Annotated in this window: 7 protein-coding genes; all 7 read right to left on the minus strand. The window is 52.2% G+C overall.

The window, feature by feature from the left end; genetic code table 11:
* Positions 1-9: 9 nt before the first annotated feature.
* A complete protein-coding gene (locus PRIO_RS26210; protein ID WP_020426625.1) occupies positions 10-816 on the minus strand; it encodes a response regulator transcription factor in 807 nt (268 codons plus the stop codon).
* Positions 809-2,665 (minus strand): cache domain-containing sensor histidine kinase, encoded by a 1,857-nt coding sequence (locus PRIO_RS26215; protein WP_020426626.1) that lies wholly within the window; start codon positions 2,663-2,665, stop codon positions 809-811. The genes PRIO_RS26210 and PRIO_RS26215 overlap by 8 nt, the downstream gene beginning before the upstream one ends.
* A 162-nt stretch (positions 2,666-2,827) precedes the next feature.
* Entirely contained in the window at positions 2,828-4,477 is a 1,650-nt protein-coding gene (locus PRIO_RS26220) for an extracellular solute-binding protein (protein WP_020426627.1), read from the minus strand.
* 92 nt (positions 4,478-4,569) lie between these two features.
* Positions 4,570-5,445: a carbohydrate ABC transporter permease gene (locus tag PRIO_RS26225; RefSeq protein WP_020426628.1), complete on the minus strand. Its 876-nt coding sequence runs from the start codon at positions 5,443-5,445 to the stop codon at positions 4,570-4,572.
* 19 nt (positions 5,446-5,464) lie between these two features.
* A complete protein-coding gene (locus tag PRIO_RS26230) occupies positions 5,465-6,349 on the minus strand; it encodes an ABC transporter permease (protein WP_231869759.1) in 885 nt (294 codons plus the stop codon).
* 466 nt (positions 6,350-6,815) lie between these two features.
* The gene (locus tag PRIO_RS26235; RefSeq protein ID WP_020426630.1) at positions 6,816-7,865 is read right to left on the minus strand and encodes a glycoside hydrolase family 88/105 protein; all 1,050 of its coding nucleotides are present in this window, start codon (positions 7,863-7,865) and stop codon (positions 6,816-6,818) included.
* A 164-nt stretch (positions 7,866-8,029) separates the two neighbouring features.
* Positions 8,030-13,402, minus strand: coding sequence for a sugar-binding protein (locus PRIO_RS26240; protein ID WP_046505417.1), 5,373 nt, complete (start codon positions 13,400-13,402; stop codon positions 8,030-8,032).
* Positions 13,403-13,427 lie beyond the last annotated feature (25 nt).

The following is a 13,427-nucleotide window of genomic DNA, read 5'->3' on the forward strand; positions in this document are numbered from 1 at the left end:
TTTGCGTAATCAAAGGAACAGATTTCGGTATTTGGTCGGCGTCAGCCCGAACTGCTTCTTGAAGCTCTCGCGGAAATGATCCTGGTCCGCGTAACCGATCTGATCGCAGATTTCATAAATTTTGATCAACGGGTCCTTAAGCAGCCGGGCTGCCTCCTCCATCCGCAAGGAAATGATCATTTGGTTGATGGTATTCCCGGTCACCTCTTTAACCAGCAGATTCAGATATTTGTCGCTGAGTCCGACAGACCCGGCCACCTCCGCCAGGGACAGATCCCGGCGTGTGAATTGTTCCTTTATATAACCGATCGCCTGTTCAACCAGCTTTCGCTTCTTGATGTTTTCCGGCCACCCTGCGTCCGGAAACACATCTGCCAGATGCGGAAGCTTTTCTTTTACGGCCTGCTCCGCCATGGAGATTCCACGCTGTTTCTCCCTCTGCAGCTTAAGCTCACCCACGGCATGGGCCAGCACACGCTCAATCTCTTCAGGATCGATAGGCTTGAGTATATAGTCAAGCACATGCAGCTTGATCGCCTGGCGGGCATGCTCGAATTCACTCAGCCCGGACAGGATGATGCAGCGAATGTCGGGATGGCTCGCCATTACAGCTTCAATCAGCTGCAAGCCGTTCATTACGGGCATGCCAATATCCGTTAAAATCAGATCCGGTACCTCCCGCTCCAGCCACGCCAGCACCTCCTCCCCGTTCTCAACGGCCCCCAGAACAGTGATGTCCAAGGAGTCCCAGTCAATGGCGTACTTCAGCGTATCGCGGACCATTTTGACATCCTCAGCTATCAGCAGCTTATACATAGGGCACAGCCTCCATTTCTGGCAGAATCGAATCTGAGTAGAAAGGCAGTACAGCCTCAACGCATGTACCCTTCGCAGCCGGCAAATAGCGTAAGCCGTAGGCTTTGCCGCAATGCAGCTGGATTCTGCGGTGAACATTCATCATACCGTATCCGTTCCCCGGCTCGAGGAGCTTGATCCCCGGTTCACTGGCCGGTTTCTCCTGAAGCGCCTCGTTCATCCGTTCCACATCACAGCCAGTCCCGTTGTCCTCAACGCGCAGCAGAAGCAGCCTGCCCTCAAGCCGGGCCGTAATCGTGATCCTGCAGTCGCTCTGCCGGTCGGTAAACCCATGAACGATGGCATTCTCCGCAAGCGGTTGCAAGGTAAGGTGGACCATTCTCGCCTGCAGCAGCCCAACCGGCACTTGAATGATCACCTGCAAATGATCCATCATCATTTTTTGAATGTGCAGATAGGCTTCAACCTGTTTGATCTCTTCTTCCAGGGAGATCAGGGTCTGCCCACGGTTAAGGCTGAAGCGAAAGACATTAGCAAGCGAACGGACAATTTTGCTGGATTCCATATCACCCGCCATAATAGCCCGGCAATTGATTAAATCCAATGTGTTGTAGATAAAATGAGGATTGATCTGGGCATGCAGCAGCTCAAGCTGCAGCTCACGCCGTTCCAGCTCCTCCTCAAAGGATTTCTCAATCAGGCCATGCAGCGTCACCAGCATGGAGCCGAACGTCTGGCTGAGCTCATCAACCTCATAGATGCCGGATTTCTGCTGTGGAAGCGTATCTTTAAACCCGCTAACCTCCAGGCGTTGGATGGTAGTTACCAGCCTGGTGATCGGAACGGTCACCCGCACCACAATTCTCCGCAGCCAAAAGCCGGCGATTAACAAGGCTGCAGCGACGCTCGCTGCACCGATTGCCGATATGACCAGGGTGTACCGGCTGATATGGCTCTCCGGAACGATGGTTAAAAGCCGCCAGCCATTTTCGAACGTTTCGGACATCACCCGCTGCTTTTCTCCGTCAATGTTGGCGATCATCGACTCCTTAGAGGCATCCAATGCGCGCACAACCGGCAATTCGTCTGCAGATTCCAGAAAGCTGTACCGCTCACTGAAAATGACCCGGTTGCCCTCATCAAGCAACAAATGGTAACCCTGCTCCAGCTCCGCATTGCGGAATACACTCTGAATGCTCCTGATACTGGCCCCAACGATGACCGTGCCGATACTCCGGCCATCCTTAAGGCTGGTTTTCCGCCGCGCCGAATAGATCATGGCACCTTCCGGCCGGTCTGTCCTCTCGCCCCACCACTCCGTCTGCCGCTCCTTGCTGCTCAGGCTGCGAAACCAGGGCTGGTTCTTCAGATCATCCGACTTGAAGATGCCCGTCACCGGATAAAAATGGTTTGTTGCCATTTCATATAACCCGCTGCCTGGCTCCAGCGCCACAGATACGATATAGGATTGCTGTACAGCCTCTTGCGACCGGAAATCGTTCAGCAGGGAAAGCAGAGACAGATTTTGCAGATTCGCCTGGAGGATGTAAAAGTCATCGACAGCATCAAAGGGCTCCTGATAGGTGCTCTCCAGCAAATTCTCAATGGATTGATTGGTGGCAATAAAAGCGGCGACATTGTTCATCGTGTCAAACTGGTATCCCGCGTTCATGTAGACAAATTTCATTGATTGCTCCGCCAGTTTGAGCGTGTGATCGTTCTGCACCCGGATGAGAATGTAGCTGGCAGCCGTAGCAAAAAGGGCGATGAACGTAACGATCAAGACAAAAATCGGGAGGCTGAGTCTGGATAATAGCCGGGAACTGCCCTTCCATTTGCGTATACGCATCGTTGTCTCCCCTCCGTTGATCCTTAAGTGTTTAGGCTCTATTATTATGCTCTACCGCCGGCGCTTTGTCAGCATGGTTTGGGGCAGCTCCCTGTCAGCTCAAAAATCCCCCGCCGGGGAATTGTACCCTGGCGGGAGATTTCGGAGCAGAACGCACAACTTTTACTTGCCCGCTTTCTTCTGGAAGGACTCTTCCAGCTCCTGCAGTATTTTCGCTCCGCCCTGAGCCTTCCATTTCTCGACGAATTCATCGAATTTCTTAATGTCTCCACCCATAATTATTTGCGTGAATACGGAGTCGCGCATGGTGTTGAGCTCTACCAGCTTGGCGATCTTCGTGGGCGAGTCAAGATAGTTGGAGGCATCGGTAATCTGGAACTTATTGTTGATCGCAATGCCCAGCGACTCGGACAAGCGCAGCGGCAGCGACTCCAGGTAGCGGGGCCAGCCTGTAAGTCCAGGAGCGAACAGATAACTTTGCGTGCCGCGGTAGTTGCCATCCTTGTCCTTCATCGTCTGCGGATCAACCAGATCGGTCACGGTCTTCAGCACGCCGTTCTCGATTTTGTAATCCTCACCTTCGATCCCCCATACCGTCAACATCTGGTTTTCCAGGGACAGGGAGTCCTCGATAATCTTCAAAACTCTTTTCGGATCCTTTGTTTTGACACTGATCGCATTCATCTGGGAGAAGGGGGCTCCCATTGGCGCAACCGCCGTTCCATCCGGACCGACAAGCGAATCGGTCAAGGCCAAATATTTGTACGGCTCATTGGCCTGATCCGGCAAGGTCCCATCCTTGGCCAGACTGCCGCTCTTGATCAACTCTCCTGTTTCGATCTGTGTATCATAGCCATTGGGGGTTGACCACCAGCCCATCCATGAGAACAGCTTGCCACTGTATAGCTTCGTCCGCTCCTGCTCCTCCTTGATCGTGGGGAATTCCTTGTCAATTAGGCCCTCCGCGTACATTTTTTGCAGGAACAGCAGCGCTTCCCGCATTTGCGGCTCAATATCATAGTTGCTGAACTTGCCGTCTTTCTCGGTGAAAAAGCCCGGCGTTACGCCAAAAGCACCAAAGATATGGTCGAAGGAATTGTTAGCGTATTTCTGCTCGCCAATCTGGGCAGTATAACCGCCGAGCGGAATAACATCCGGCATCTCCGTCTTAATCTTCTTGAGCAGGTTGTAATACTCATCGAGCGTCTTGGGTATGTCCGCCCCTACTTTTTCCAGATAATCCTTGCGCATATCCAAGTTCCAGCGATACCCGGCACCCGGTCCCCCCTGATAGGGAATACCGTAAATTTTGCCGTTTACCTTGGCCTTCTCGAATACATCCTGTGGAACCTCCCGCATGATATTCGGCGTATCCTGCTCATTGATCAGATCAGTCAGATCCACGAAGGCTCCTTGCTGCGCATATTTCTGAAAATCGTCAGCAAAGTCGATTCTGACCACATCGGGAATGGCGCCGCTGGCTATTTTCAGATTAAGCTTTGTTTTATATTGCTGGACGTCCACCATCTCAGGAACAATCTTGATATTGAGCTTCTGCTCAATGGCATGCATGACCACGTCTTTGGCTGGATCATAGGGCTTGGAAATGTCCTGCGCCTTCATCCAATTGAGCACATAAGGCTCCCCGGCAGCCAGCGGTTCAGTTCCCGGTGCAGATGACGCAGGGGATGGTGACGTAAGGGATGACGCACTGCCTTCTTCATTGCTTTTGCCGCAGCCCGAAAGCGCTACGCTTCCGGCCAGAAGGACGGCAAGTACGCCAAACGACCAAATTCTTTTTTGTTTAGGCATGAACAATAAGACCTCCTCGAATCAATCTGTGTGTATATTTACTCTTGAGAGAGTAAACCAAAGTTGAAGGACATCCTGGAGTTGCCAGGCCTCTAGCCTTTAACCGATCCAATCAGCATGCCCTGCTCAAAGAACCGCTGGACGAACGGATAGATGATCATCATCGGCAGAGCTACGATTACAATCGCCGCCATCTGAATGCCGATTGTCGGCGGCGGCGCGGAGCCGGCCGTCTCAAGCAACTCCGGCGGCAGGCTGGAACTGGCAATGATCGTCCGCAGTACTAGCTGCACCGGCGCTTTGGACCATTCGCTGGTATACAGCAGAGCGTTGAAGAAATCATTCCAGTAAACAACCAGGTAGAGCAAGCTCACTGTGGCAATCACCGGCATGGACAGGGGAAGTACAATTCTCCACAGAATCCTGAACTCTGAGGCGCCGTCGATAGAGGCGGACTCCTTGAGGCTTTCCGGTATGCCCTCAAAAAAAGATTTCATCAGGATCATATTAAAGGCACTGTATGCCATGACCAGAATGAGTACATAATTGGTATTCAGCAGGCCCAACTGCTTGATTGTGATATAGGTCGGGATCATGCCGCCTTTGAACAGCATAGTAAAGACAAAGTACAGCATGATTACCCTTCTGCCAGGCAGCTTCTTCTCAGCCAGCGAATAAGCTGCCGTAACCGTGAGCACCAGGGCAAGCGCAACACCGCACACCGTATTGCGGATGGTATTGCCGTAAGCATTATAAATCATAGAGCCTTCCTTCAGCAGATAATCAAAGTACTGGAGGCTGAAGGAGGTAGGAAACAGCACCAGGCCGTTCTTCTCGCTGTAAATCTGATATGGTGTAACGGACACGGACAGCACATACCAGAAGGGCAGAACGATAATCAGGGTGAGGATGGTGAGGATGATATAATTGGAAACGGCAAAACCAGTCTCCCTTTTTGACGTTTTCATCGGTTTTATTCCCCCCTTGTCAGAAAATTCCTGAATCATTGACTTTGGCAGCGATGTGATTGGTAAGGAGCACCAGCACGAAGCCGATCAAGCCCTTGATGACGTCAGCAGCCGCGGCCAGGCTGAGGTTGAACTGCTCAATACCTATGCGGTAAATGTAGGTGTCGAGAATGTCCCCTACCTCAAACACCATGGGATTGTACAAATTAATCACTTGGTCCAGCCCGGCGCTCATGACCGTCCCCACCCTGAGGATGAAGATAACGATGATTGTACTCGTAATGCCCGGAAGGGTCACATGCAGCATCTTCTTGAAGCGCGTTGCTCCATCCATAGTAGCTGCCTCGTAAACCTCCGGATTGAGCCCGGCAATAGCAGCTATATAGATAATGGCTGCCCAGCCCATCTCCTTGAGCGCATCCGTGATCACAAGAATGGTCCGGAAGTATGCAGGCTCAGCAAGCAGGTAAGCAGGCTTTCCGCCAAAGAATTCAATAATTGAGCTGATCACGCCGGTCTCGGGAGAGAGCAGCAGGGAGATAATCCCGCCATAGACCACCCAGGAGACGAATCTCGGCAAGTAAACCGCGGTCTGCAGGGTCTTCTTGAACCAGACTGTGCGGATTTCATTCAATGCCAGCGCCAGCACGATCGGGCTGAGAAAGCCGCTGAGCATTTTGTACAAGCTGATGAGCAGCGTATTCAAGAAGGCATTACGGAACATTTCAGATTCAAACAGCATGCGGAAATACTTAAACCCCACCCAATCACTTGCGGAAAAGCCCTGAATGACGTTATAGTCCATAAAGGCTATGCTGATCCCTTTCAGGGGCAGATAATCAAAAACAAAAACCCAGGCAAATGCGGGAAGCAGCAGGATATATAGCAGCTTGTACTTCCACACCCTTCTAAACTCCCACCTGGACTGCGGTTCCACTCTCTCAGCTATCCTAGTAGTTTCCATCCCCATCCAACTCTCCTCCTGTCATCTTCTCTCTCTGTCTATTCAAAACATGTAAGTGCTTACATCTACTATATTAGCTGAAATGACCGGGTCAGGTAACCGGAGCGAAGGACAATAATACCCGGGAAAAGTCGCGTTTCTCATCCCGGACAAGCTAATCCCGGGGCAGCAGCCCCAAAATAACCCCACAAAGTGGGGCCTTTGCATGGAAGCTGATTCAGGTACTTTGCGGGGACCCCAATATATACTTTCTGGCGCAAGTAGAAACGGTACCATCCTTTTAAGGACGGTACCGTTTCAGCGAGAAATAGAAGGATAATTTATAGCGGGAAACATATAAATTCGCTTATATTTTAAAAAAAGAGGATGCCTTACACACGGGAAATCAAGCCTCGATTTCCAAGCATTATTCCTGGCTCTCCTTTCGGCCCGGCGCCTTGGCAAGCAGCATAAGCACCAGCCCTTGACCATACAGCGCCGGGTACACCGGAATACGGTTGTAGGCCTCCACGCTATCCATTACCGGCGTTCCGCCGGATACGCCGTCCACTACTCCAGCCTCGGAAATATAAGGGAGGATAGCCTGCAGTGCTCTCTCTGCAGCGCTTTCGTAGACTGGGGAGGCATCCACCAGCCCTTGCTCCATCGCTATCTGCAACCCATAGGCGATTCCTGCGCTTCCGGAGATTTCCCGGTAGAAACCCGGCTGATCCATTACCGTGCTCCACAGGCCATCCTTCTGCTGGAAGGAGACCAGACCGGCCAACAGGCAGCCATACCGCTGGCCCAGCTCGTCTGGGATCGCTATCAGGGGGGCAATTTCTTTCACAATCAGCGGCACGCCTGCTGCAATCCAAGCGTTGGCCCGGGTCCAGCGTGCTCCCGACATATGGTCGCCGGAATTGCAGTTCCAGCCATGGAACAGCACATGATGTTCTTTGTCATTTAGCAGACGGAGATGAATCAGTACCTGCTTCAGCGCTTCTTCCGCATAGCTTTTGTTCTCTACGAGCTTCGCGGTGCGGGCCAGAAACAGTACAGCCATGAAGATAGTGTCTGCCCAGACCTGTTCCGAGAAATCCGCCTTCTCCGTCACCGTATGCTCCAAGGCCTGCTCCCGGGTCTTCGGCGCTTCCTTGAGAAGCCAATCCGCAATCCGAACCGCCTCTTCCTTCAGCCACTCGTCCCCCGTCAGGCGATACAACGCCGGAAAAACTGCATAGGGAGCGATGGAGTTGATGACCCGGGTTTCCTCCGCCTTGTGCTTGTTGCGGGCGACCCACTCCGTCAGGAAGACCAGCACCTCCGGGTCCCCGCTGGATTCATAGTACTCCAACAGAGCGATAACGCCGACCCCCGGCACCCAATCCCAATTCTCAATGTTCATTCCCCAGTTGTTATCGTGTTTCCCGGTCATTTCTTTCCACACCCTGTTTGCAACCGTTTGCAGCTTCATGGTTTCTACTCCTTTGGCTATTGTTATTCCGGTCAACTCCATAAGCCACAGCGTAAAATCAGCAGGAACATATCTATTGGCTCTCCTTAGGATCCAGTTGACCATGTACGTCTATTGCACCATCCGGCAGCCGGGAAAGGCTTTGGCTCCCGTTCGAACATATCCTATGTTTGATGATGTCCGTATTCCTCCGGTCGGAATTTTGCCACCTGCCGAGATGCAACAGCATCCGCTTGAAATGGAGTCCATATCACACCCGCTGCAGAAGGCATAGACGCTGTTCTCATCCTCACCTCCAGACCGTTCACACTCCAGTTGCCTGCAGCATCACGGGCGTAAACGATGAATGTATATGGCGTATCCGCATTCAGGCCTGTAATGACGGCGGATGTTGCTGTGGCATAAACGCTGTCTGTGACTGTACCGTAGACCGCATCCGTAACACTGCCGTGCACGCTCATAGATACACTGTCCCCCCAGATGATCCGGTATCCCGTCACAGCTGTGTTATCCTGAGCTTCCGTCCAGTTGAGTGTCACACTGTTCGTTGTCACATCCGATGCTGTCACTGCAGCATACCCCGGCCAAGTGGGAGACTCCGAATCAGCAGACGGCTCCGGAGGCGTGTAGTCTATGAAAATAAAGGAATCATACAGCGATGTGTTCTTAGAATCAGCCGTCCCCTGGGTCCATTGAACAAAATCATCCCGCCCGTTCTGAAGATCCGCATCGTTAACAGCGATGTTTAATCCGATTCTGCCTTCAAGCTCCGGCTTCAGATCTTTGATATAGGAGGCAGGGAGCTGGAACTCATAAATCGTCCGGTGCGCCGCCTCGTCCCGGACCGCCTCAAACGGTGTTAGACCGCTCACATCCCCATTCGGATTGGGCTGCGTCGAATTGAATATATTGATGAGCCGCCTTCCATCGTTAGCCAGTGCAAAGCCCCATTCCGTGTCATCCGGCCCATAAGGGGACTCCCTGTTGTTCAGCGGATCCAGACTGACCTGCACAGAGTCGTTCTTCCACATGTTCGCCGGATTCTCCGACTGCTTGTGAATGTCATCCTGAACCGAAACGGCGACATACATTCCTTCAGCATTCCATTTGGCGTATGCTGCCGCCTCCAAATTGCCGGGATCCCGGTAACCGCTTGCATGCTGGGACTTGCTGCGGAGATGGAATGGAAAAGCATCCTCCCAATCACTCAGGTCTCCGTCAATTGTCAGACCATGCGCCTGCTGGATCAGGTTGAACTCAAGGGGCAGGGAAGGATCATGGTAAATAAGCTTGTTCTTGTCCGTCTCTACAATCTGCATATCAAGGGTATACTCATTAAATGGCAGTCGGTCATGGTAAGTCCAAAGGAAGTCCAGACGGACGCTGCCGCCTTTTTGCAATCCGCTGAAGGTGTCTGTGGTTAACGGCTCAAGAAGGACTCCATCGGGGCCTTTCACGATGACCTTGCCCGTCTTGGAAAAAGATGAGGTTCCCGTCAATTGCACGGACAGCACATCCAGTTCCTCAATGGTCTTCTTGACGGGAATCAGCTTCACATCCAAACCGTCCTCCACCGTCAGCTGCACCGTCTTCGTATCGAATACCGCGCCATTGTACAAAATCTCAAACGAGATATCGTAGCGGCCTTTCAGTGTGTTTTCCGGTACGAGAATCGAATAGGGCAGATCAATCGAGCTCCCGGCGGGGATAGTCACTGCCTCAAGCAGTTGCACATTTTGTGATGACTCCCACCCATCCGGCAGATGAAGCTTCACCGTCACCTGCTGAGGAATATTGGTATTATTCACGAGGGAGAGCGTAATTGAATTAGCGTAACCCGCTTCTGCGTTTGCCTGAGTCGGCACCGCATTGGCCATCACTCCGATGAATTTCGCAGGCTCGGAATCCGAGATTGCGGCAGCCGCAGAAGCAAACTCCCGTGCCAGCAGATTATAGGCATAGCTGTCCGCATATCTTCCCCGTGTGTAGGCGGCATCCGCCAGCCTGCCGTACCTGTTCAAGCGCAGCACCGCCGATGTGGCGACTGGCATCACGCTGTAATCACCTTTCTTGGCGTTGAACGCTGCTGTTACGTCTTGTACGGAGACGGCATAATCCAGACTGTTCGCATCTGTGCCGTCAAGTGCGAAGCTCAACGCCACAGATGCGCTCTCCGCCATATTGTACAGCGTCTCCAGCGCCACATAAGCGGGAGCCTGCTCCAGAGACCCGCTCTTGATTTGACCAGCAATCTTTGCCATCAGCGTGTAAATATCCTTGATTCCCTGCTCTACGCCTGCTGCCTGGCTCCCCCCCGTCAACGCTGTCTCCATCAGTGATTCTATGCGTGAAAGCTCCGTCAGATCAGCCTGGATAAGAGCAGCATTGCCTGCCGTTTGCACCTTGCCCAACTTAGTGGATGCTTCCTGCAGCTTGCCCTGTAAAAGCTTGACCGCCGACTGATACACAAAATCGGTTGATGCACCCGTGATGTAAACTGGCGATCCGGATACAGCCAGCTGCAGGTCTCCGCCGCCTGCCGGTGTTACAGGCACTGCAGTACCGTTGATATCCTTGATGCTTACACCCTCTGATCTAAAGGGTAGCGTGATTGTGCTGACAGGAAGCTTGACAGCCGGATCATCCTTGTGGTCTACTTTTTTCCAGGCTGTGATAACGGGTACGCCATCGTTCAGGAACACGTGAATGGCAATGTCCGGATTCCCGGTATCCCAGGTTCCGATATACCGGGATTTATCCAGAGTGGTCATCAGTTGATTGACAGCGGTGTAAGCCAGCTTCGGCCGGCCGTCATTATCCGTTAGCCCCCAGAATATGTCGTAATACCGGTCATCCGTACCATCGTTTTTGTAATTGTAATATTCATACGCCTTTATCTGATCGGTAACCATGTAATTCAGAAATGCGCGGACGATGTAGTCCCGCTGCGTTTCCTCCGACACGGAAGGATAACCCGCCGTGGCGGTAGGCCAGCCTCCCTCCGTCAAATAATAGTCCTTCCAGCCGCCGTATGCGTTTACAAGATCCTTCACACCATTTATAATGTTCTGCAAATTGTCGTCCGGCATAGCATTGTACACATATGGATGGTAGGAATAAGCGTCGGCATAGTCAAAGGAACCAAGCTCCAGCTCCTTCGGAAGAACACTGAGCACACTGGAGGTATGATCACCAGCCAGCAGCATGGCGTTTTGGTCCGCTTGCTTCATGTTCAGATAAGCTACCTTCTGCAGCTGCACGAACTCGCTGGGCACATAGGGCTTGGAGAAAATCTCAGGCTCATTCGGCATTTCCCACTGCCGGATCTGGTCCTTGTACCTGCTGACGGTATTGGCTACGAAGTCGCCCATAGCCTTCAGACCTGAGGTCGTATTGATGGTGCCTTGCTGGTAAAATGCATTCTTGTCAATGCCTAATACTGTAACCTGGTTGAAGCCGTAAGAGAACAGCTTGGTCAGCAGAGGATCTGTTCCGCTGTAATCGTAGACCGTATTGCCCGAAGCATCCTTCACATTCTTGTCCACGCTGTCCCAGGTGATGCCGGAGCGGTGATGGCGCGCCCCCATCTTGCGGGCTCCGTCGATAATATCATCGTTCCAGTTGAGGGCATAATGCGTATTCAGGCCGAATTTACTCTCATTATCCAGGTCGGGCTGACTGACCGGGGCTGCCGCATTGATAACAGTCAGACGCATCTTCTTGGACTTGGCAGGCTGAGCGACACCATCAATCCTAAAATCAGCCGCTACCTCATAGGTTCCAATCGTATTCAGCCTTGGGTCAAACAATACGGTATCGGTATTCTTCGCATATTTCTCCATTTGGTACGTCTTTGTGCCGGAGGCAACGACCGCCTGGTCCCCATCTGCTCGGCGCACGGTATAATCGATCTGAAAATTGTGGGCTTCTGCTCCAGCTTCCAGTGCAAGCTTGAATCCAGGTGATTCCTCCAGTGAATAGATACCGGCATAATTGCCAGACGGCTGCAGATCAATGACAGGCGGTACCGGAATCGGCTCGATGGCAAAATCGTCAATCATCAGGTTAATGCCGCCGACTACGTTCCACTGAAAGTACCCTTTCTTCAGAGCCAGTGGATCGGAATCGTCTCCGCTGGCAACTTCCACTCCGTCAATAAACAGCTTGTGCGTAATTCCGCTTACCCGAAGCTCGTAATCATGCCACTCATCAAGCAGCGACTTGACATAGTTGGCTAAATAATAATTGCCGCCAAGTGTTGTTTTTCGCATCAGAAAATATTTGGAGTTGTGTGTCGCCCATTCCAAGGCATTGTTGTTGCCATCGTCTACCGACCGGTAACGAAAGCGCCAGGTATTCTGAACCGCTTCGCTCGTTCGTTCATATCTCACCTTGAATTTGACGGTGAAATTGTCCGCATTCAGGTACATCGGAAGATTCAGCCTGGCGCTCCCCGACCCATTCAGATTGAACACCTTGTTGCCGTCCGGCAGCTGAATAACCTTCGTATTTCCGCCTACGTTCCAGCCAACGGGGGCAACATTCAGCGTTTCTCCTTCAAAATCATTGATATAGGGTACGATTCCCCCGATAGGAACCGTAATTTCCCCCGACTCCGGGTAGCGCACTGTCCTTCCCTCATCATTCTGAGCGGTCAAATAATAGCGGATCTTGCTGAACTGGTTCGTCCCGGCAATGGTACCTGAATAGGGGCCTGTCCCGCTTCCTGCCGCCTGAATGATCTGATCAGGAGCCGCTTCCCCGTATGCATAGTGAATCGAGGCGTCAAGCACAGAATCCCCACCCTTAACGGAAAAGGAAAGCGGAAGATCCGAATTGTAAGGAATCTCTCCCGCCGGTGTGTGAACGATGGAGAATTCAGCCTGGTCCTCAATAGGCGAAACCCGGACTTGCTTCACCTTAAGATTTGCGTTTGAGCTGGCGCTTAGGCTTTTCAACGAGAAACCGGCTCCCCCAGCAGAAAGTGTGGCGTCCGTGAAAGTCGTAACCAGTGTTCCGTCCACATATAGACTGAATGCGCTTCCTTTAACCTCCAGCCGGTATTGATGCCAACTCGACAGGCTGAAGCCGGGAATGGCCGCTCCGATATCGGCCGGTGTCCCCACTTGGACGGTTGTGGAGGAATTGGGGTATTTCCACATTTCAACCGACTTGGTGCTTTTGAATTCCAGAAAATAATAGGCAGTTCCGGAGAAATATCGGAAGATAACCCGGAACCGGTCTCCCTGCGCGGTGAACTCCATGTTGTAATCGGTGGAGCTGTAGGGCAGTTTGGAAGCCTTGACCACTGCACGCTGTGGAGAGGTCAAGGATGTAGTGCCCTCCAGCTGCGCTTCTGTTCCGGCCCCGCCTATGGACCATGCGTTGCTTCCGAATAAATCCCAGTTGTCCAATCCTCCTGTGAAGCTGTCCTCAAACATCGGGGAAGGCTCAGCAGCTCCGGCATAAACGGGAAACCATGGAAGCAAAAGAATGGCAAGCAGGACTGTGGACAAGCGTTTGAACGAGTGACTCATGAATGGATTCTCCCCTCGTACTTGC

The sequence above is a fragment of the Paenibacillus riograndensis SBR5 genome (assembly GCF_000981585.1).
In the GTDB taxonomy this organism is placed as follows: Bacteria; Bacillota; Bacilli; order Paenibacillales; family Paenibacillaceae; genus Paenibacillus_AQ; species Paenibacillus_AQ riograndensis.

Bases quoted from the DNA above. Each gene is read 5' to 3' on its own strand.
- PRIO_RS26210 (WP_020426625.1), bottom strand. From the start codon at position 816: ATGTATAAGCTGCTGATAGCTGAGGATGTCAAAATGGTCCGCGATACG.
- PRIO_RS26215 (WP_020426626.1), bottom strand. From the start codon at position 2,665: ATGCGTATACGCAAATGGAAGGGCAGTTCCCGGCTATTATCCAGACTC.
- PRIO_RS26220 (WP_020426627.1), bottom strand. From the start codon at position 4,477: ATGCCTAAACAAAAAAGAATTTGGTCGTTTGGCGTACTTGCCGTCCTT.
- PRIO_RS26225 (WP_020426628.1), bottom strand. From the start codon at position 5,445: ATGAAAACGTCAAAAAGGGAGACTGGTTTTGCCGTTTCCAATTATATC.
- PRIO_RS26235 (WP_020426630.1), bottom strand. From the start codon at position 7,865: ATGAAGCTGCAAACGGTTGCAAACAGGGTGTGGAAAGAAATGACCGGG.
- PRIO_RS26240 (WP_046505417.1), bottom strand. From the start codon at position 13,402: ATGAGTCACTCGTTCAAACGCTTGTCCACAGTCCTGCTTGCCATTCTT.